Source organism: Tessaracoccus aquimaris (genome assembly GCF_001997345.1).
GTDB classification, from domain to species: domain Bacteria; phylum Actinomycetota; class Actinomycetes; order Propionibacteriales; family Propionibacteriaceae; genus Arachnia; species Arachnia aquimaris.
Genome location: NZ_CP019606.1, coordinates 570,515 through 589,656 on the forward strand (window position 1 = coordinate 570,515; position 19,142 = coordinate 589,656).

The 19,142-nt window shown below is 69.3% G+C and carries 20 protein-coding genes; 18 read left to right on the top strand and 2 right to left on the bottom strand.

The genetic code is table 11. The features are described 5' to 3' along the window. Positions 1 to 8 precede the first annotated feature (8 nt). Positions 9 to 2,288 (bottom strand): RecQ family ATP-dependent DNA helicase, encoded by a 2,280-nt coding sequence (locus BW730_RS02640; RefSeq protein ID WP_077684897.1) that lies wholly within the window; start codon positions 2,286 to 2,288, stop codon positions 9 to 11. Between the two features lie 104 nt (positions 2,289 to 2,392). On the opposite strand from BW730_RS02640, the gene ffh reads away from it, so the two are divergent. From ffh to BW730_RS02655, 3 genes are read left to right on the top strand one after another with little or no spacing between them, the layout of a single operon-like run. Beyond that, complete coding sequence (ffh, locus tag BW730_RS02645; RefSeq protein ID WP_077684898.1) at positions 2,393 to 3,916, top strand: signal recognition particle protein; 1,524 nt, start codon at positions 2,393 to 2,395, stop codon at positions 3,914 to 3,916. Between the two features lie 59 nt (positions 3,917 to 3,975). After that, positions 3,976 to 5,043 (top strand): amidohydrolase family protein, encoded by a 1,068-nt coding sequence (locus BW730_RS02650; RefSeq protein WP_077684899.1) that lies wholly within the window; start codon positions 3,976 to 3,978, stop codon positions 5,041 to 5,043. Between the two features lie 47 nt (positions 5,044 to 5,090). Further along, positions 5,091 to 6,311 carry a S49 family peptidase gene (locus BW730_RS02655; RefSeq protein ID WP_077684900.1) on the top strand — a complete coding sequence of 407 codons (1,221 nt, stop codon included), beginning with the start codon at positions 5,091 to 5,093 and terminating at the stop codon, positions 6,309 to 6,311. A 28-nt stretch (positions 6,312 to 6,339) separates the two neighbouring features. Here the strand turns inward: BW730_RS02655 and BW730_RS02660 are convergent, their stop codons facing one another. Next, positions 6,340 to 6,684, bottom strand: a complete 345-nt coding sequence (locus tag BW730_RS02660; protein WP_077684901.1) for a metallopeptidase family protein — start codon at positions 6,682 to 6,684, stop codon at positions 6,340 to 6,342. Positions 6,685 to 6,891: 207 nt separating this feature from the next. Here BW730_RS02660 and rpsP point away from each other — a divergent pair, with 207 nt between their 5' ends. The 15 genes from rpsP (at position 6,892) to dprA (ending at position 19,127) form a co-directional block, all read left to right on the top strand. Beyond that, entirely contained in the window at positions 6,892 to 7,365 is a 474-nt protein-coding gene (gene rpsP, locus BW730_RS02665) for a 30S ribosomal protein S16 (RefSeq protein WP_077684902.1), read from the top strand. A gap of 2 nt (positions 7,366 to 7,367) precedes the next feature. Next, positions 7,368 to 7,613 (top strand): RNA-binding protein, encoded by a 246-nt coding sequence (locus BW730_RS02670; RefSeq protein WP_077684903.1) that lies wholly within the window; start codon positions 7,368 to 7,370, stop codon positions 7,611 to 7,613. An 83-nt stretch (positions 7,614 to 7,696) separates the two neighbouring features. Beyond that, complete coding sequence (gene rimM / locus BW730_RS02675; RefSeq protein ID WP_226997011.1) at positions 7,697 to 8,233, top strand: ribosome maturation factor RimM; 537 nt, start codon at positions 7,697 to 7,699, stop codon at positions 8,231 to 8,233. Further along, positions 8,230 to 8,937, top strand: coding sequence for a tRNA (guanosine(37)-N1)-methyltransferase TrmD (gene trmD, locus BW730_RS02680; protein ID WP_077684904.1), 708 nt, complete (start codon positions 8,230 to 8,232; stop codon positions 8,935 to 8,937). The genes rimM and trmD overlap by 4 nt, the downstream gene beginning before the upstream one ends. A 155-nt stretch (positions 8,938 to 9,092) precedes the next feature. Next, the gene (locus BW730_RS02685) at positions 9,093 to 9,740 is read left to right on the top strand and encodes a succinate dehydrogenase cytochrome b subunit (RefSeq protein WP_418082043.1); all 648 of its coding nucleotides are present in this window, start codon (positions 9,093 to 9,095) and stop codon (positions 9,738 to 9,740) included. After that, entirely contained in the window at positions 9,737 to 11,761 is a 2,025-nt protein-coding gene (locus tag BW730_RS02690) for a fumarate reductase/succinate dehydrogenase flavoprotein subunit (protein WP_077684906.1), read from the top strand. The genes BW730_RS02685 and BW730_RS02690 overlap by 4 nt, the downstream gene beginning before the upstream one ends. Beyond that, positions 11,758 to 12,507 carry a succinate dehydrogenase/fumarate reductase iron-sulfur subunit gene (locus tag BW730_RS02695; RefSeq protein ID WP_077684907.1) on the top strand — a complete coding sequence of 250 codons (750 nt, stop codon included), beginning with the start codon at positions 11,758 to 11,760 and terminating at the stop codon, positions 12,505 to 12,507. Before BW730_RS02690 ends, BW730_RS02695 begins: the two co-directional genes overlap by 4 nt. A gap of 445 nt (positions 12,508 to 12,952) precedes the next feature. After that, a complete protein-coding gene (gene rplS / locus BW730_RS02700; RefSeq protein WP_077687493.1) occupies positions 12,953 to 13,303 on the top strand; it encodes a 50S ribosomal protein L19 in 351 nt (116 codons plus the stop codon). A gap of 115 nt (positions 13,304 to 13,418) precedes the next feature. Further along, positions 13,419 to 14,183 (top strand): signal peptidase I, encoded by a 765-nt coding sequence (lepB, locus tag BW730_RS02705; RefSeq protein ID WP_077684908.1) that lies wholly within the window; start codon positions 13,419 to 13,421, stop codon positions 14,181 to 14,183. Between the two features lie 79 nt (positions 14,184 to 14,262). Then, complete coding sequence (gene lepB / locus BW730_RS02710) at positions 14,263 to 15,045, top strand: signal peptidase I (RefSeq protein WP_226997014.1); 783 nt, start codon at positions 14,263 to 14,265, stop codon at positions 15,043 to 15,045. Beyond that, on the top strand, positions 15,045 to 15,698 hold the full coding sequence (locus BW730_RS02715) for a ribonuclease HII (protein ID WP_077684909.1): 654 nt from the start codon (positions 15,045 to 15,047) through the stop codon (positions 15,696 to 15,698). Before lepB (BW730_RS02710) ends, BW730_RS02715 begins: the two co-directional genes overlap by 1 nt. A 33-nt stretch (positions 15,699 to 15,731) precedes the next feature. Further along, the gene (locus BW730_RS02720; protein WP_077684910.1) at positions 15,732 to 16,052 is read left to right on the top strand and encodes a DUF2469 domain-containing protein; all 321 of its coding nucleotides are present in this window, start codon (positions 15,732 to 15,734) and stop codon (positions 16,050 to 16,052) included. 62 nt (positions 16,053 to 16,114) lie between these two features. Next, entirely contained in the window at positions 16,115 to 16,486 is a 372-nt protein-coding gene (locus BW730_RS02725) for a YraN family protein (protein ID WP_077684911.1), read from the top strand. Continuing rightward, a complete protein-coding gene (locus BW730_RS02730) occupies positions 16,483 to 18,015 on the top strand; it encodes a YifB family Mg chelatase-like AAA ATPase (RefSeq protein ID WP_077684912.1) in 1,533 nt (510 codons plus the stop codon). Before BW730_RS02725 ends, BW730_RS02730 begins: the two co-directional genes overlap by 4 nt. Next, entirely contained in the window at positions 18,015 to 19,127 is a 1,113-nt protein-coding gene (dprA, locus tag BW730_RS02735) for a DNA-processing protein DprA (protein ID WP_077684913.1), read from the top strand. The genes BW730_RS02730 and dprA overlap by 1 nt, the downstream gene beginning before the upstream one ends. Positions 19,128 to 19,142: the final 15 nt, after the last annotated feature.

The following is a 19,142-nucleotide window of genomic DNA, read 5'->3' on the forward strand; positions in this document are numbered from 1 at the left end:
GCGCCGGGCTAGGCGACCGTCGCCAGCGCGAGCGGCAGGACGGCGTCTGCGCCCGCCAACCGGAGCAGTCGACCCGCCACCGTCATGGTCCAGCGCGAGTCGATCAGGTCGTCGACCAGCAGCACCGGGCCGCTCAGCGTGGCGAGCCGCTCCGCCATCGCGGGAGGAACGCTGAACCGCGACCACAGGTCCCTGACCCGGAACGCGCTGTTGGCGGCCGCGTCCATCGCCCCCTCGCGCAGCGCAAGCGGGCCGAGCGGCTCGAGGCGCCCAGCCCGGGCGATCCCGGCGCCGAGCGACTCCACCAGCCCTGGGCGATCCGCGCTCGGGACCCAGGCGACCGCCACGGGCCGCTCGTCCCAGTCCCACTCCTTCAGCACCCGCAGCACCGCGGCGGCGAGCGCAGGCGGGAGGTCCCGGTCGACCGGTCGACCGTCCCGGTCCGGCGCGAACAGTTCGCGCAGCGAGTTCCCGTAGCCGAGGTCGGTCAGCCTGGCCACGGCGCGGCCCTCTGAGACCTGCTCCTCCGCGGGCAGTTTGCCCTTGACGGGCTTGCCAGCGACCGTGACGCCGACCCGGTCGAGGCCCTGCGGCCACATCGCGCGGACCTGCACCTCGACGCCGACGCGGTCGAGCGTGGCCTGCGCGCCCTGCTCCATGTCCAGGGACACGTCGCTCGGGTACCACTGGCCAGCGCACCGGTCGCACCGACCGCACGGCGCGCTTGCGGGGTCGTCGAGCGAGCGGGTCAGGAACGCCATCCGGCAGTCGATGTCGCCCTGGTACTCCAGCATCGAGCGCTGCTCGGCGACGCGCGCCTCCGCGATCCGCTCGTAGCGGTCCCGGTCGTAGGCCCACGGCTGGCCCGTCGAGGTCCAGCCGCCCTGCCCGTTCTCGACGGCCCCGTCGACCGCCAGGACCTTCAGCAGCAGTTCCAACTGGCCGCGCCGCAGGTCGACGCGCGCCTCCAGGGCCGCGGCCGACAGCGGGCGATCCGAGGATCGCAGCGCCTCGAGCACCGCGTCGGCGCGTGCCTGGGTCGGCATCGCGTTCGTCGCGAAGTAGTGCCAGATGTCGCGGTCCTCCAGGCCCGGCAGCAGCAGCACGTCCGCGCTGTCGGTGGCGCGGCCCGCGCGGCCGACCTGCTGGTAGTAGGCGACGGGCGAGTTGGGCGATCCGAGGTGGACGACGAAGCCGAGGTCTGGCTTGTCGAAGCCCATCCCGAGCGCCGAGGTCGCCACCAGGGCCTTGACCTCGTTGTTCTTGAGCGCCTCCTCCGCCGCCAGGCGTTCGGCCTGGTCCGTGCGACCGGTGTAGGCCAGGACGGCGTGGCCGGCCTTGCGCAGCAGCGCCGCCGTCTCCTCGGCGGAGGACACCGTCAGGCAGTAGACGATGCCGCTGCCGGGCAGGTCGTTCAGGTGCTGCGACAGCCACGCGAGCCGACGCCACGACGTGCCGAGTTCCAGCACCCCGAGCCTCAGTGACTCGCGCCCGAGCGGCCCGCGCAGCGTGAACACCTCGTGCCCACCCGCGGCCATCTGCTCGGCGACGTCGTGCACGACGCGCTCGTTGGCGGTGGCGGTGGTCGCCAGGATCGGCACGTCGGCCGGCAGGTCGGCGATCAGGGTGCGGATGCGTCGGTAGTCGGGCCGGAAGTCGTGGCCCCAGTCGCTGATGCAGTGCGCCTCGTCGATGACGAGCAGCCCCGCGGTGCCGATCAGGCGGGGGAGTTGCTCGGCTCGGAACCGCGGGTTGACCAGGCGCTCGGGGGAGACCAACAGCACGTCGAGGGCGTCGTCGTCGAGCATCCGCTCGATGTCGGACCATTCGGTGACATTGGCCGAGTTGATCGCGGCGGCACGGACCCCGGCGCGCTCGGCCGCGGCGACCTGGTCGCGCATCAGCGCAAGCAGCGGCGACACGATCAGCGCAGGCCCGGCGCCCGCGCGGCGCTGCAGCAGCGCGGCGATGAAGTAGACGGCCGACTTGCCCCAGCCGGTGCGCTGCACCACGAGCGCCCTGCGGTGCTGCGCCACGAGGGCCTCGATGGCCTCGAACTGCCCGGGATGGAAGTCCGCACCGGGGTTGCCGGTCAGCGCCCGCAGGATCTCGAGGGCCTCCTCGCGCAGGCCCTTGTTGCCCCGGTCGACGGCACCGCGGGTGGGGACCGGGACGCTTGCGCGGGGCGCCGCGACGGCCGACTGGAGGTCGGCTGGCGGCTCGTCCCACGGGTCGGGTGGGAGTTCGTCGAAGTCCGGGGGCGGTTCCTGGTCCCACGCGTCAGTCATGCCCCCTAGCCTTCCACGCCCTGCCGACACGTCGCGATCGGTGACCGGCGGGGCCTTTGAGTATCCTTGGGTTCGATCACGCACATCTGCGAAGGGTAAACCCAGTGTTCGACACGCTGCAGGACCGGCTTTCGACGGTCTTCAAGGGGCTGCGCTCCAAGGGACGCCTCACCGAGGCCGACATCGACGCCACCATGCGGGAGATCCGCATCGCGCTGCTCGAGGCGGACGTCAACCTGGGCGTCGTGAAGGAGTTCGTCGCCTCGGTGAAGGCCGGCGCCCTCGACTCCGAGGTGTCGAAGGCACTCAACCCTTCGCAGCAGATCATCAAGATCGTCAACGACGAACTGGTCTCCATCCTCGGCGGCGAGGCGCGCACCATCCGCTTCGCGAAGCGCCCCCCGACGGTCATCATGCTCGCCGGCCTCCAGGGCGCTGGCAAGACGACGCTCGCGGGCAAGCTCGGCAAGTGGCTGCGCGACAACAAGCACGCGCCGCTGCTGGTCGCGGCCGACCTCCAGCGCCCCAACGCCGTCAACCAGTTGCAGATCGTCGGCGAGCGCGCCGGGGTGCACGTCTTCGCACCCGAGCCGGGCAACGGCGTCGGCGACCCCGTCGACGTGGCGCGCCGCGCGATCGCGCACGCCGAGGCGAAGCTGTACGACGTCGTCATCGTCGACACCGCGGGCCGGCTGGGCGTCGATCAGGAACTGATGCGGCAGGCCGCCAACATCAAGGCGGCCGTTGAGCCCGACGAGACCCTGTTCGTCGTCGACGCCATGATCGGCCAGGACGCCGTCAACACCGCAAAGGCGTTCGACGAGGGCGTCGGCGTGGACGGCGTGGTGCTCACCAAGCTCGACGGCGACGCCCGCGGCGGTGCGGCGCTGTCGATCGCGCGGGTGCTGGGCAAGCCCATCATGTTCGCCTCCAACGGCGAGGGCCTCTCCGACTTCGACATGTTCCACCCCGACCGGATGGCCTCGCGCATCCTCGGGATGGGCGACATGCTCACCCTCATCGAGCAGGCCGAGAAGACCTTCGACGCCGAACAGTCGCGCGCCGCGGCCGAGAAGCTGATGGGGAAGAATCAGTTCGGCCTCCAGGACTTCCTCTCCCAGATGCAGCAGTTGCGCAAGATGGGCCCGATGTCGAAGATCCTCGGCATGCTGCCCGGCGCAGGCCAGTTCAAGCAGGCGATCAACGAGATCGACGAGAAGGAGATCGACCGGATCGAGGCGATCATCAACGCCATGACCCCGAAGGAGCGCGACGACGTCTCGATCCTCAACGGGTCGCGCCGGGCGCGCATCGCCAAGGGCGCGGGCGTCCAGGTCTCCGACGTCAACAAGTTGGTCAACCGCTTCGTCGAGGCCCGCAAGATGATGGAGTCGCTCGCAGGCGGCGGCATGCCGGGAATGCCCGGGATGCCTGGCATGGGCGGGGGTCGACGCGCGGGGTCGAAGAAGCAGCAGGGCAAGAAGGGACGCAAGTCCGGGTCGCGCCCGAACCGGCCGCAGCCTGTGCAGCAGGCGCCGAAGGCCCCGCAGCTTCCGCAGTCGATGGACGACTTCGAGCTTCCCCCGGAGCTCGCGAAGATGTTCAACGAGAACAAGCCCAAGTTCTAGCCCCTCCCACCGGTCGACCCGGCAGGGGTCGAGCCGGAATCGGTGACTAGGCTGAGGCCATGAGCTCACTGCACCTGCGCGGCATCCTTCTTCCAGACGGCGAACCGGGCGAACTGTGGGTCCGCGACGGCGTCCTGGCCGACGAACCGGTCGCCGACGCGACCACGCTGGAGGGCTACCTCATCCCTGGCCTTGTCGACGCGCACTGTCACCTCGGTCTGGGGCCTGACGGCGCCGTCAGCCCCGAGACCGCCCGCAGGCAGGCGCTCGACGACCTCGCCGCGGGCACCATGCTCGTCCGCGACGCGGGCTCCCCGTCCGACACGAGGTGGATCCAGGGCGAGGACGACCTGCCCCGCCTGCTGCGCGCCGGTCGGCACATCGCGCGCCCGAAGCGGTACCTGCGCGGCCTCGGCGCGGAGGTCGAGCCGGAGGACCTGGTCGAGCAGGTGCGCCACGAGGCCCGCTCCGGCGACGGCTGGGTCAAGCTGGTGGGGGACTGGATCGACCGGTCCGTCGGCGATCTCTCGCCCCTGTGGCCCGCCGACGTCGCCAGTCTGGCGATCGCGGCCGCCCACGAGGAGGGCGCGCGCGTCACCGCCCACTGCTTCGGCGAGCAGTCGGTCGCCGAACTCGTCGCGGCAGGCATCGACTGCATCGAGCACGGCACCGGGATGAGCGACGACGTGATCGCCGAGATGGCCGAGCGCGGCACCGCGCTGGTGCCGACCATGATCAACCTGGCCCGGTTCCCGATGTACGCGGCGCCCGCCAAGGACAAGTACCCGACCTACTTCGCGCACATGACCGACCTGTACGCGCGACGCAAGCAGACCGTCGGCAAGGCCATCGATGCGGGCGTGCAGGTCTACGCCGGCACCGACGCGGGCACCGTCGTGCCGCACGGCCAGATCCGCTCTGAGATCGAAGAACTGGCAGAGGTGGGCGGCAACGACTTCGCGCTGGGCGCCGCCAGTTGGCGCGCCCGAGGCTGGCTCGGCGCGGGCACGCTCCATCCGGGGGACAGCGCCGACCTGATCGTCCTCGACGCCGACCCGCGAGAGGACCTGTCGACCATCTACCGTCCGAAGGCCCTGATCCTGCGGGGCAATATCCTCGATATCTGAGCCCGACAACGGCCTGAGACCCGACCCCACCGAAAGGCCTGGACCTCATGGACAACGACCCGGACCTGACCTCCTTCCCGCCACCGCACCCGCGCGACCAACGCGTCGACCACGTCGACGCCCCGCAGCCACGCCCTCAACCCGCCAACCCTGGCCCGCCGCCGCCCGTCGCGACGCTGGACAGGAAGCCGCAGGGCACTTTCGCCCGCGGCTTCGGCTGGGGCACCGGCATCGCCACCGGCGTCGCGGTGGTCGGCACCGCGCTGAGCCTGCTCAGCCTGATCGGCCTCTGGGCGATGGCCGCGGCCTTGCTGGCCACCGGCGGCCAACCGAGCGAGCAGACCACCGTGGTGTGGGGCAGCGGTTCCGAGCGGCTGCGGGCCATCGAGATCTCCGGCGCCATCATGGCCGAGTCGAGCGACGGGTCGCTGCTGTCGGCAGGCACTTACGGCTACGAGGTCGCCCGGGAACTCGACGGCCTCAGCAAGGACGACGGCGCTGGCGTTGTGCTGCTCGTCAACACCCCCGGCGGCAGCATCGCGGGCTCGAAGGCCATCTCCGACGCGATCGAGCGCTACCAGGAGCGGACCGGCCAGAAGGTGCTCGTGCACGTCAGTTCGATGTCGGCCTCCGGCGGCGTCTACTCGACGGCCCCCGCGGACGAGATCATCGCCGACTACGGCTCGCTTGTCGGGTCGATCGGCGTGATCTTCGGCCCCTTCACGCACTACCAGGACGTCACGGGCACCACCGGCACCCTGCTTGAGTCGGGCGTCACCACCACGGGCGGCGTCACGCAGGAGTACCTCAGCCAGGGCACGGGCAAGGACTTCGGCAACCCGTTCCGCGCCATGACCGAGCGCGAGCGCGAGGTCTACATGGGCGGCCTCGAGCGCGAGTACGACGCGTTCGTGGCGCACGTCGCCGAGCACCGCGGCATCCCGGCCAAGACGATCGTCGACGACCTCGGCGCCTTCATGTTCGACCCGGTCACGGCGCAGGAGAAGAAGCTGATCGACTCGGTGATGGGCCGCGAGGAGTTCTTCCGGCACGCCGCCGAGACCGCAGGCCTCAACCCCGACGACACACGGGTGGAGGCGCTCAGCGCGCCCAGCGGGCTCGAGACGCTGCTCGGCGTCGAACGCAGGCTCGGCCTCGCCCCGGCCGCCGACCAGGGCAATGGGGTCACCCCTGTGCTCAGCCAGGCGATCTGCGGCGGCATCCAGCCGCTGGCCCTCGCGGGAGACGTCCGCGCCCTCTGCGGCTGACGGCTGGCTCGGCGAGCGGTGCCGTGGGTCAGCCCCAGCCGAGCTCGTGCAACTGCTCTTCCTCGATGCCGTGATAGTGGCCGAGTTCGTGCACGAGCGTGATCCAGATCTCCTCGTACAACTCGTCCTCGGAGGCGCACATCCGGCTGAGCGGACCCTGGAACAGCACGATCCTGTCCGGCAACTGCCCGTAGCCATAGGCCGCGCGCTCGGTCAGCGCCGTCCCGTCGTAGACGCCGAGGGTGTCGGAGCCGTCCTCAGGCTCGTCTTCGACCACGAAGATCAGGTTGTCGAGTTGCTCGGTCAGCTCCTCGGGCAGCGCCTCGAGGGCCTCCTCGACGAGGGCCTCGAAGTCGTCGGCTGAAATGTCCATCGCGCCAAGCCTATCCATTGCGTCGAAGTGGATGTTTGGGCGCGGCGGGGGCGATCTGGCACAATAGCGGTTGCACTTCTTCGTCTGTGCCCTCTCACGCGGGCGAAGAGGCCCCTAGGTTTGCGCCGAACGTGCCCCACACGCAAGGTGCGTCCATCCAGTTCGTCTGCCCGGCAGACACCTTGAGTAACAGGAGACACCACACTCGTGGCAACCAAGATTCGCCTGAAGCGTCTCGGCAAGATTCGCTCGCCCCACTACCGCATCATCGTCATCGACTCGCGCGCCAAGCGCGACGGTCAGGCCATCGAGGAGATCGGCCTGTACCACCCGAAGAACGATCCCAGCGTGATCCGCGTCGACTCCGAGCGCGCGCAGTACTGGCTGTCGGTCGGCGCCCAGCCGACCGAGGCAGTCGTCGCGATCCTCAAGCGCACCGGTGACTGGCAGAAGCACACCGGCGACAAGACGCCGGCGGGCGTCGATCCCCAGCCCGAGCGTCGCGACCGCGAGGCCGCCTTCGCCGCCGCGCTGGCCGAGGACGCGAGCGCCGCTGCCCCCGCCATCTCGAAGGCCAAGAAGAAGGCCGACGAGGCCGCCGCCAAGAAGGCCGCAGAGGCTGAGGCTCCCGCCGAAGAGGCTCCTGCCGCTGAGGCCGAGGCTCCCGCCGAAGAGGCCTGAGCGTGCTTGCCGACGCCCTTGAGCACCTCGTCGCGGGAATCGTCTCGAACCCCGACGATGTGACGGTCAAGGACAAGGACCTGCGTCGCGGCCGACTCCTCGAGGTGCGCGTGCACCCCGACGATGTCGGCAAGGTGATCGGCCGCCAGGGTCGCACCGCGCAGGCCCTGCGCACGGTCATCGGAGCGCTGGCAGGCAAGGAGAGCGTCCGGGTCGACTTCGTCGACGTGGATCGCCCCCGCCGCTGAGCACATAATTTGATCGCCGGTTGAGAGCATCCGCCCTCAACCGGCGATCTGCATTTCTTCACATCGACATGATTCACATCGACATGAACGGGAGTCCGATGGGCGAGTTGGTAGAGGTCCGGGTCGGCAAAGTCGGCCGACCGCACGGGCTCAAGGGCGACGTCGCCATCGATCTGCGCACGGATGAGCCCGGCCGTCGGTTCACCCCCGGAGCAAAGCTGACGTTGGATGAGGGCGGCAAGAGCGTCGAGGTCGGGTCGGTCAAGTGGCACAAGGGGCGCCTGATCGTCACGTTCGTCGGCTACCCCGACCGCACCGCCGTCGAGACGCTGACCGGCCAGTGGCTGAGCGTCAAGGTCCCGGCAGACGAGCGGCCGAGCGAGCCGGAGGAGTACTTCGACCGGCAACTGGTCGGACTCGCCGTCCTCGACCACGCCGGGGCGAGGGTCGGCACCGTCGCCGAGGTGCAGCACATGCCCGCCCAGGACCTGCTGCACGTCGACGTCGACGGCTCGATCCGCCTCATCCCGTTCGTCACGGCGCTCGTGCCCGAGGTCGACCTCGCCGCCGGCGTCATCCGCCTGGCCGACGTCGGGGGACTGCTCGAGGATGACGAATGAGGCTCGACGTCGTCACGATCTTTCCCGACTACTTCGCGCCGCTCGGCCTGAGCCTTGTCGGCAAGGCGATCGCCTCCGGCATCGTCGAGGTCGGTGTCCACGACCTGCGGGACTGGACCCACGACAGGCACCACACCACAGACGACACGCCCTACGGTGGCGGCGCGGGCATGGTGATGAAGCCCGAGCCGTGGGGTGAGGCGCTCGACGCCCTCGAGGGGCTCTCCGACGCGCCCATGACCATCGTGGTGCCGACGCCCGCGGGCAGGCCGTTCGATCAGGCGCTCGCCTACGACCTGGCGGGCAGGAGCAGGCTGGTGTTCGCGTGCGGACGCTACGAGGGGATCGACCAGCGCGTCATCGACCACTGCCGCGACCGGTACGAGGTGGTCGAGGTGAGCCTTGGCGACTACGTGCTCAACGGGGGAGAGGTCGCGGCGCTCGCCGTCATCGAGGCCGTCGTCAGGCTGCTGCCCGGGGTCATCGGCAACCCGGACTCGCTGCTTGAGGAGTCCCACTCGGAGGGCAACGAGCAACTCCTCGAGTACCCGAACTACACCAAGCCTGCGGTGTGGCGCGAACGAGAGGTGCCGGAGGTGCTGCTCAGCGGCAACCACGCGCTGATCGCCAAGTGGCGCCGGGAACGGGCGATGGAGCGGACCAGGGAGCGTCGGCCCGACCTCCTTGAGGGAGACATTTCGTAAGGGTTTTCGCGCGTAAATTGGCTGGTAAACACGCTTTCCGGCTAATCTGCCCCCTCGCCAAAGAACCGGCCCTCGTTGGCTAGAGTGTGGCCGTGGCAACAACACTCACCATTCATCAACGAGCGGTGCGATCCACAGTTGTCAAGAAGGTCATCATGGCGGTGACCGGCTTGATCATGATCGCATTCCTGCTCATGCACATGTACGGCAACCTGAAGATGTTCATGGGTGCCGAGGCATTCGACCACTACGCGCACTGGCTGAAGGGCGCCACCGATGACGGTGGCATTCTGTACCCGATCATGCCGAAGGGCACCTTCATCTGGGTGTTCCGGTTCGCGCTCGTCCTCGCAGTGATCCTGCACATCTGGGCGGCCTACACGCTGTCGCGCAAGACCCTCGCGGAGCGCGGCGACAAGTACGTCAACTACAAGCGGCAGGTCCAGACCTACTCCGCGCGCACCATGCGCTGGGGCGGCGTCATCGTGCTGGCGTTCCTGATCTTCCACCTCATCCAGTTCACCATCGCCCCCGGATCCATGGGTGGCGACGCCGCTGAGCCGCACACCATGGTCATGGCAGGCTTCCAGCATTGGTGGATGGTGCTGATCTACACGCTCTGCATGGTGCTGGTGTGCATGCACATCCGGCACGGCTTCTACAGCGCCTTCACCACGCTTGGCGCCAACACAAGCAAGCAGGCCTACAAGGTGCTCAACGTGCTGGCGATCATCGTCGCCGTCGCGCTGTTCGTCGGCTTCATGTGCATGCCCGTGGCCGTTCTGACTGGAGTAATCAAGTGACCGACACCATCACCAACCCCGAGATCACGGGCGAGGCGAACCAGTTCTGGAGCGTCGGCGAGGAGATCGCCGACGCCAAGGCGCCTCAGGGCATCGACATCGACAAGGTGTGGAAGACCCGCCAGTTCCAGGCCCGTCTGGTCAACCCCGCCAACCGCCGCAAGCTGAGCGTCATCATCGTCGGCACCGGCCTCGCAGGTGGCGCCGCCGCCGCGACGCTCGGTGAGGCCGGCTACAACGTGCTCAACTTCTGCTACCAGGACAGCCCGCGTCGGGCCCACTCGATCGCCGCCCAGGGCGGCATCAACGCTGCGAAGAACTACCGCAACGACAACGACTCGACGTTCCGACTGTTCTACGACACCGTCAAGGGCGGCGACTACCGCGCCCGCGAGACGAACGTCTACCGCCTGGCCGAGGTCTCGGCCAACATCATCGACCAGTGCGTCGCGCAGGGCGTGCCCTTCGCGCGCGAGTACGGCGGCCTCCTCGACACCCGCTCCTTCGGCGGCGTCCAGGTGCAGCGCACCTTCTACGCCCGCGGCCAGACCGGTCAGCAGTTGCTGATCGGCGCCTACCAGCAGTTGGAGCGTCAGGTCGCGGCGGGCACCGTCAAGATGTACACGCGTCACGAGATGGTCGAACTGATCGTCGTCGACGGCCGCGCCCGCGGCATCGTGACCCGCAACATGATCAACGGCAAGGTCGAGACCTGGACGGCAGACGCCGTCGTGCTCGCCACTGGCGGGTACGGCAACGTGTTCTTCCTGTCGACCAACGCGATGGGCTGCAACGTCACGGCTACGTGGCGCGCGCACCGCAAGGGTGCCTACTTCGGCAACCCCTGCTACACGCAGATCCACCCGACCTGCATCCCGGTGCACGGCGAGACCCAGTCGAAGCTGACGCTCATGTCGGAGTCGCTGCGCAACGACGGTCGCATCTGGGTGCCGAAGGACGCGGCCGACTGCACCAAGGACCCGCGCCAGATCCCGGAGGAGGCCCGCGACTACTACCTGGAGCGGATCTACCCGGCGTTCGGCAACCTGGTGCCCCGTGACATCGCGTCGCGTCAGGCGAAGAACATGTGCGACGAGGGTCGCGGCGTCGGCCCGGCCGTCGCCGAGGTCGACCACGACGGCAACGAGCGCCTGGTGCGCCGTGGCGTCTACCTCGACTTCTCCGACGCGATCAACAGGCTCGGGCAGAAGGCCGTCGAGAACAAGTACGGCAACCTGTTCGACATGTACCAGCAGATCACCGGTGAGAACCCGTACGAGGTGCCGATGCGCATCTACCCGGCGGTGCACTACACCATGGGTGGCCTGTGGGTCGACTACGACCTGCAGTCGTCGATCACCGGCCTGTACGTCACCGGCGAGGCCAACTTCTCCGACCACGGTGCGAACCGCCTCGGCGCCTCGGCGCTGATGCAGGGCCTGGCCGACGGTTACTTCGTGCTGCCGAACACCATCAACGACTACCTCGCTGATGCCCCGTTCGACAAGCTGCCCGAGGATCACCCGGCGGTGGCTGAGGCCCGCGACTCCGCGCAGCAGCGGATCGACAAGCTGCTGTCCATCCAGGGCACCCGCTCGGTCGACTCGTACCACAAGGAACTCGGCCACATCATGTGGGAGTACTGCGGCATGGAGCGCACCGAGGAGGGCCTCAAGAAGGCCATCGGCCTGATCCAGAACCTCCGCGAGGACTACTGGAGCAACGTGCGCGTCACGGGCAAGAACGAGGACTTCAACCAGGCCCTCGAGCGCGCCGGCCGCGTTGCCGACTTCATGGAGCTCGGCGAACTGATGTGCGTCGACGCTCTGCACCGCCGCGAAAGCTGCGGTGGTCATTTCCGCGCCGAGTCTCAGACCCCTGAGGGCGAGGCCCTGCGCCACGACGATGAGTTCCTCTACGTCGCGGCTTGGGAGTGGGGTGGCGAGGGCAGCAAGCCCGTGCTGCACCGCGAACCCCTCATCTACAAGGCAATCGAACTCAAGCAACGGAGTTACAAGTGAAGCTCAAGCTACGTATCTGGCGTCAGGCCGGCCCTGAAGCCGCCGGCCGGATGGTCGAGTACGACCTGGACGGTGTGTCGGAGGACATGTCGTTCCTGGAGATGCTTGACCTCCTCAACGAGAACCTCACCGAGCGCAACGAGGAACCCGTCGCGTTCGACCACGACTGCCGCGAGGGCATCTGCGGCATGTGTGGCGTCGTCATCAACGGCATCGCGCACGGTGGCTCCGCCACGACCACCTGCCAGTTGCACATGCGGTCCTTCTCGGACGGCGCGACGATCGACATCGAGCCTTGGCGTGCGGGTGCCTTCCCGGTGCTGAAGGACCTCGCCGTCGACCGCACGGCGTTCGACCGGATCATCGCGGCGGGCGGCTTCATCTCGTCGAACACGGGCTCGGCGCCCGAGGCTCACTCGACCCCCGCCCCCAAGCGCGAGGCAGACAAGGCGTTCGACAACGCCACCTGCATCGGCTGCGGCGCGTGTGTCGCGGCCTGCCCGAACAGCTCCGCCATGCTGTTCACCTCGGCGAAGATCACCCACCTGGCGATGCTTCCCCAGGGTCAGCCTGAGCGCTACCGTCGCGTCAAGTCGATGGTCGCCCAGCACGACGAGGAGGGCTTCGGCAACTGCACCAACATCGGTGAGTGCGCGGCGGTCTGTCCGAAGGGCATCCCGCTCGAGTCGATCGCCCAGTTGAACCGCGACCTGATCGCGTCGCTGTTCAAGGGTGACGGCAAGTAGGCCACAAACCACTGTGGGAGGGGCGGCGCTTCGGCGCCGCCCCTTCTGCGTCCCGCCGCCTGGGCCTGCGGGCGGGTGGTTCCTTGAGCATGTTTGGTAAGTCGTTGCGTCAGAGAACCCGAAATCGCGGCGTGTCGCGAAACGAGTGACGCAACATGCTCAAGGGTCTGTCGCCGGCCGGTTCGGCGGTTGAGCATGTTTGGTAACTCGTTGTGACTTGGCACGTTCAAGTGGCGTCCGCACGGCATCGAGACACCAAACATGCTCAAGGCAACTTCAAGCCCCGGCCGGATTTCGCCGGGCGGCGAACCCCTGCAATAATTGGCAGTCGTTGCCCACACGGGCGACTCCATCACGCGCGGCTCCTGCCACGGGGGGAAAGCCCGCGCCGACGTGGACCACCACAACCCCGCGGTGACCTGTGGCACTGACGGAAGGGTTCATCATGACCAACAAGCTGATCCAAGAGATCGACAAGGCGTCGCTGCGCGACGACATCCCCGAGTTCCGCGCCGGCGACAACGTTCGCGTTCACGTCCGCGTCATCGAGGGCACCCGCTCCCGCGTCCAGGTGTTCGCAGGCGTCGTCATCGCCCGCAACGCCGGCGGCATCCAGGAGGCCTTCACCGTCCGCAAGGTGAGCTTCGGCGTCGGCGTCGAGCGCACCTTCCCGCTGCACTCCCCGATCATCGAGAAGATCGAGGTCGAGCGTCGCGGTGACGTGCGTCGCGCCAAGCTGTACTACCTCCGCGGCCTGCGCGGCAAGGCAGCCAAGATCAAGGAGAAGCGCTTCTGAGCGTCCGCTCCCAGGAAACCGTCGGTCGACCTTTCGGCCGGCGGTTTTCGTTTGTCCGACGTTCGGCGGGCACCCGATAGAGTTCGAGGCGCCACCGCGGGAAGGGGGGAGACCGATGGCACGCACTAGGCCCGCCCGGGCGGCAGGGCCCGTTCCCGCCCCCGGCATCGGCCGCCTGCTCGCGGGCTGGGGCTTCGAGGCCATCGTGGTCGCCGTCGGCGCCCTCGTGGTCGCCGTGCTGCTGCGCACCTTCGTGGCGCAACTGTTCATCATCCCGTCGGTGTCGATGGAGAACACGCTCAAGGTCGACGACCGGGTCGTCGTGTCGAAGTTCGGAGGGTTCACCCGCGGCGACGTGGTCGTCTTCGTCGACCCGGGCGGCTGGCTGCCCGAGAAGCCGCGCACCACAGACCCGCTGCGGCTCACGCTCGAGTTCGTCGGGGTGCTCCCAGACTCGAGCAACGAACACCTCATCAAGCGGGTCATCGGCATGCCGGGCGACCACGTCAGGCGCGGCGACGACGGCCGGATCGAGGTCAACGGCACCCCCCTCGACGAGGGCGGCTACCTGTACGAGAACGACGGCGTCCGCGTCGCTCCCGCTCGGGTGGCCTTCGACGTCGTGGTACCCGCCGGCCACATCTTCGTGATGGGCGACCATCGCGACAACTCCGACGACTCCCGCTGCAAACTCGGCCGCGACGACCCCCAGGCCGCCTTCGTACCGGTCGACCTTGTCGTGGGCGCGGCGGTGGCCATCGTGACGCCGTTCGACCGGATGACCACCTTCCGCGTCCCCGACACCTTCGCCGACGTTCCCGCGCCTACCGCGGCCGCACCGGCCGTCGGTGAACTCCTGCACCCCGAGCCCGGCTGCTGAACCGGGCCACGCCCGCAGGCCGCGTTGCGCCGCGGCGGTATGCTCGGACAGTTGAGACCCGAGCCAAGGAGACGACAGCGTGGAAGCCACAACGTCCGACACGTCAGTCGACGGCGCGAGCGAGAAGACACCGCCCAGCCTCGGCCGCCGGATGCTCGGATGGCTCACCGAGGGCGTCCTGATCCTCGTCGGAGCCGTCATCATCGCCACGCTGCTGCGCAGCTTCGTCGGCCAGATGTTCATCATCCCTTCGGGCTCGATGGAGAACACGCTGCAGGTCCACGACCGCGTGCTCGTCGCCAAGTTCGGCGGCTTCCAGCGCGGTGACGTCGTCGTCTTCGAGGACCCGGGCAACTGGCTGGCGCCGAGCAAACAGAACGACAACGACTTCCAGCGGGTGCTCGAATTCATCGGGGTGCTCCCCAACTCCGGCACCGAGCACCTCATTAAGCGCGTGATCGGCATGCCGGGCGACCACGTCAAACTGGGCGACGACGGCCGGATCGAGGTCAACGGGTCGGCCCTTGACGAGACCGCCTACCTGTACTCGGAGGACGGCGTCCAGGTGGCTCCGGCGACGGTGCCGTTCGACATCGTCGTGCCGAAGGACCGGATCTTCGTGATGGGCGACCACCGCAACGCGTCGAACGACTCCCGCTGCCGCCTCGCCAACGTGTCCTCCACTCCCGGCGACAGCGCGTTCGTGCCGGTCGACAAGGTCGTCGGGGCCGCCGTCGCGATCGTCTCCCCGCTCGACCGCCTCGCGACGTTCACCGTCCCGGAGACGTTCGAGCAGGTGCCTGCCCCCACCGAGCCTGCGCCAGCGGAGCCGAACCTGATCCACGTGGAGCCGGGCTGCTGATGATCCGGCTCGGCCGAGGCGCCTACAGCTACGAACGCGCCCTGGCGCGAGCGGGGCTCGGTCCCGTCGCGGGCGCCGACGAGGCGGGCCGCGGGGCCTGCGCAGGCCCCCTTGTCGCGGCGGCCGCGATCCTCGACCCCGCCAAGCCCATCGCGGGGCTCGACGACTCCAAGGCGCTGACGGCGGCCGCGCGGGAGCGGCTGTTCGCCGAGATCCAGGCACGCGCCGTCGCCATCGCCGTTGCCATCATCGGGCCTGAGGAGTGCGACGACCTCGGCATGCACCAGGCCGACCTGCACGGCCTGCGTCGGGCGGTCGGCAGGCTCGACGTCGCGGCCAACTTCGTCATCACCGACGGCTTCCCCGTCGACGGGCTCGGGGTGCCAGGGGTCGCGATGTGGAAGGGGGACAAGGTCTCGGCCTGCGTGTCGGCCGCCTCGATCGTGGCGAAGGTGACGCGCGACGCGATCATGACCGACTACGACGAGCACTATCCCGAGTACGGCTTCGCCATCCACAAGGGGTATTGCACCTCGGTGCACCAGAACGCGCTCGACGAGGTCGGTCCCTCTCCGATCCACCGGTGGTGCTTCGACAACGTCGCGCGGCTGGCCCCCGGCGGCCGCGCCTCGCTTCCAGCGCGCCCGCTGTGAGGGCGCGGGGCGAGAGGATAGAGTTGGCTCACCATGAGCGCCGATGACCTTGAACAGTACGAGAGCAAACTCGAACTCGACCTGTACCGCGAGTACAAGGACGTGGTCGGCATCTTCACCTATGCCGTCGAGACCGAGCGCCGCTTCTACCTGTGCAACGCGGTCGACCTGAAGGTCCGCACCGAGGGCGGCGACGTCTACTACGAGGTCTCGATGGGCGACGCCTGGGTGTGGGACATGTACCGCCCGGCCCGCTTCGTGAAGTCGGCTAAAGTGCTGACATTCCGCGACGTGTCGATCGAGGAGATCGTGCACTCCGACCTCGAGGTGCCAGACCGGGAGACCGGCCGCTGACCTGTGGACAGGTGAGATAGCGCGGGTCCCGCGGCGAACCATCTCTGTGGAGGTGGTCGGCGATGACGGACACGACACAACGGCTCGGCAGACGCGGCGAGGAGCACGCTGCCAGATTTCTTGAGCGCCTCGGGTGGCGCATCCTTGAGCGGAACTGGCGAACCAGGGACGGCGAGGCCGACATCATCGCGCTCGACACCGAGTGTGACGCGCTGGTGGTCGTCGAGGTCAAGACCCGCTCGGGCGAGGGCTACGGCTCACCCCTGGAGACGATCACCTACGCAAAGGTCCGCACGCTGCGGCACCTGGCCGCCGGATACGCCAGGGAGAAACGCAGCACGGCCCGCCTGCTGCGGGTCGACGCGATCGGCATCCTGTGGCCCTATGGGGCCGAGCCGAAGGTCGTCCACGCCCGCGGGATCGAGGAGCGATGAGAGCCTCGACGTGGTCGGTGGCGCTGACCGGCATCGAGGGCGTCGTCATCGAGGTCGAGGCCGCAAAGGGCGGTGGCCTGCCGCGCACCCAACTCGTCGGGCTGCCAGACAAGGCGCTCAGCGAGGCGAAGGACAGGGTCAAGGCCGCGGTCGCCGCGTGTGGGCTCCCGTGGCCGCCGCAACTGATCACCGTCAACCTGTCGCCCGCGAACCTGCCCAAGACCGGGTCGCACTACGACGTCGCCATCGCGATCGCCGCGATCGCGGCGGAGGGCGGCATCAAGCCCGGGCTGATCGGCTCGACGGTGCTCTTCGGCGAGTTGAGCCTCGACGGCCGGATCCGCAACGTCCGGGGCGTGCTCCCGGCCATGCTCGCCGCCGCGCGGGCAGGATTCGAACGCGCGATCGTGCCGAGCGCCCAGTGCGACGAGGCGGCGCTCGTGCCAGGCCTGACGGTGTGGGGTGCCGGCCGGATCGACGAGGTCGTCGACATCCTGATGGGTCGCCTGGTGGCGAACCCGACGCCCTCGGCGCCCAGTTCGTCGCTGCCACCGGTCGAGGCCGAGGCGATCGTGCCCGACCTGGCCGACGTCATGGGGCACCTCGACGGCAAGTTCGCGCTGGAGGTGGCCGCGGCCGGGCGCCACCACCTGTTCCTGCACGGCGCCCCGGGGGTGGGAAAGACGATGCTCGCCGCCCGGCTGCCTTCGCTGCTTCCCGACCTGAGCCAGGAGGAGTCGCTCGAGGTGTCCGCGATCCATTCCCTCGCGGGCCACCAACTTTCGGGGCTGATCCAGCGCCCCCCATATGCCGACCCTCACCACTCGGTCACCCCGGTCGCGCTGCTTGGCGGAGGCTCGGGCGAGCTGAAGCCCGGGGCAATCTCGCTCGCCCACCGCGGGGTCCTCTTCCTGGACGAGTGTCCCGACTTCGGGCCGAAGCTCGACGCGCTGCGCACGCCCCTGGAGAACGGCACCATCACCATCAGCCGTGCAAGAGCCACCGCGCTGTTCCCGGCCCGCTTCCAACTGGTGCTGGCCGCCAACCCCTGCCCGTGCGGCATGTGGGGCGTCGCGGGCGCCGAGTGCCGCTGCGACTCGGTGAAGGTGCGCCGGTATCAGGAGCGCATCAGCGGCCCCATCATGGACCGCATCGACATCCGCCACCAGATGCTCGGCACCAACCGGATCCTGCTCGACGTCGGCACCTCTCCTCCGGAGCCGAGCGCGGTCGTGGCGGCCCGGGTCGCGGAGGCGCGCGACAGGCAGCGACGCAGGCTCGCCGACACCCCGTGGTCGACCAACGGGGAGGTGGCGGGGCCGCATCTCAGGAAGCAGTTGCCGCTGCCCGACGACCTGTCGCTGCTCAACGCCGCGCTGGAACGCGGCGCGCTCAGCCTCCGCGGCGTCGACAAGGTGCTGCGGGTCGCCTGGACGCTGGCAGACCTGGCGGGCCGCGACGCCATCACGGCGCGGGAGTTGCGCGCCGCCCTGCGGCTTCGCCAGGGCGACCAACTGCAGGCGGCGTGATGGTGGGCGAGAGGGAGGCGCGGATGGCGCTCTGCGCGCTGGTGCCGTCCGGGGCGCTCGCGTTCGCCCGCGCCCTGCTGGAGTTCGGGCCGGTCGCCCTGTGGGAGGCGTTCGCGTCCCAGGGCGAGGCGACCTCCTGGGGGCGCCGGGCGCTGCGGGTCGACCTGCCGGCCCTGCAGCGAGCCACCGACGCGTGCGGGGCGCGGTTCATCATCCCCGGCGACGACGAGTGGCCAGCCCCGCTTGCCGCCCTCGACGTGGTCCAGGTCGGGCAGCAGGCGGGCCAACCGGTCGGGCTGTGGGTGCGGGGCCAACCGCTGCGGGCCGAGGGGCAGGTCGCCGTCGTGGGGGCGAGGGCGGCCTCCGGCTATGGCGAGCAGGTTGCCGTCACGCTCGCGGCCGACCTCGCGGCGAACGGGCGCGGCATCGTGTCGGGGCTGGCGTTCGGGATCGACGCGGCAGCGCACCGCGGCGCGCTGGGGATGCGTGGCCTGTCGACCGCGGTGGTGGCCAGCGGCGTCGATGAGCCGTACCCGGCGGCGCACCGCCACCTTGCAGACACGCTGATGGGATCCGGGGCGCTGGTCTCCGAGGTTCCGCCGGGGGAGCGGCCCACCCGGCACGCGTTCCTGGCCCGCAACCGGATCATCGCTGCCCTCTCGGATGCGGTGGTGATCGTGGAGGCCGCCGCGAGGTCCGGGGCAAAGAACACCGCGTCGTGGGCGAGCGCGCTCGGTCGCCCCCTGCTCGCCGTACCCGGGCCCGTCACCAGTTCGCTGACCGCGACGCCTCACCGGCTGATCCGCGAGGGGGTCGCCATCCTCTGCACCGGCGCCGCCGATGTCGATGAGGTGCTCGGGCCGCCCGGCGCGGTGCCCGAGCCGGACGGCAGGGGAGCGCCGCGCCCGGTCGACGCCCTTGCCGATGCCCTGCTGGAGGTCAGGGACGCGGTCGGGGCGGGGGAGGACGTCCCGGTGGCGGCGCTCTGCCTGCGCACCGGTCAGCCGATGGTCGAGGTGCTGGCCAACGTGTCGGAACTCGTCGAGAGGGGGTGGTTGGAGGAGAACCCGGACGACGCGACGGTGCGGCTGCCCCGGCGGAGGGGGCGCTAGGGTGATGGTGCCAGT

Coding starts and splice junctions, on each gene's coding strand:
- BW730_RS02655 (WP_077684900.1), top strand. CDS start 5,091: ATGGACAACGACCCGGACCTGACCTCCTTCCCGCCACCGCACCCGCGC.
- BW730_RS02650 (WP_077684899.1), top strand. CDS start 3,976: ATGAGCTCACTGCACCTGCGCGGCATCCTTCTTCCAGACGGCGAACCG.
- rplS (WP_077687493.1), top strand. CDS start 12,953: ATGACCAACAAGCTGATCCAAGAGATCGACAAGGCGTCGCTGCGCGAC.
- BW730_RS02715 (WP_077684909.1), top strand. CDS start 15,045: ATGATCCGGCTCGGCCGAGGCGCCTACAGCTACGAACGCGCCCTGGCG.
- rimM (WP_226997011.1), top strand. CDS start 7,697: ATGAACGGGAGTCCGATGGGCGAGTTGGTAGAGGTCCGGGTCGGCAAA.
- BW730_RS02725 (WP_077684911.1), top strand. CDS start 16,115: ATGACGGACACGACACAACGGCTCGGCAGACGCGGCGAGGAGCACGCT.
- lepB (WP_077684908.1), top strand. CDS start 13,419: ATGGCACGCACTAGGCCCGCCCGGGCGGCAGGGCCCGTTCCCGCCCCC.
- BW730_RS02660 (WP_077684901.1), bottom strand. CDS start 6,684: ATGGACATTTCAGCCGACGACTTCGAGGCCCTCGTCGAGGAGGCCCTC.
- BW730_RS02685 (WP_418082043.1), top strand. CDS start 9,093: ATGGCGGTGACCGGCTTGATCATGATCGCATTCCTGCTCATGCACATG.
- BW730_RS02640 (WP_077684897.1), bottom strand. CDS start 2,288: ATGACTGACGCGTGGGACCAGGAACCGCCCCCGGACTTCGACGAACTC.
- trmD (WP_077684904.1), top strand. CDS start 8,230: ATGAGGCTCGACGTCGTCACGATCTTTCCCGACTACTTCGCGCCGCTC.
- dprA (WP_077684913.1), top strand. CDS start 18,015: ATGGTGGGCGAGAGGGAGGCGCGGATGGCGCTCTGCGCGCTGGTGCCG.
- BW730_RS02720 (WP_077684910.1), top strand. CDS start 15,732: ATGAGCGCCGATGACCTTGAACAGTACGAGAGCAAACTCGAACTCGAC.
- BW730_RS02730 (WP_077684912.1), top strand. CDS start 16,483: ATGAGAGCCTCGACGTGGTCGGTGGCGCTGACCGGCATCGAGGGCGTC.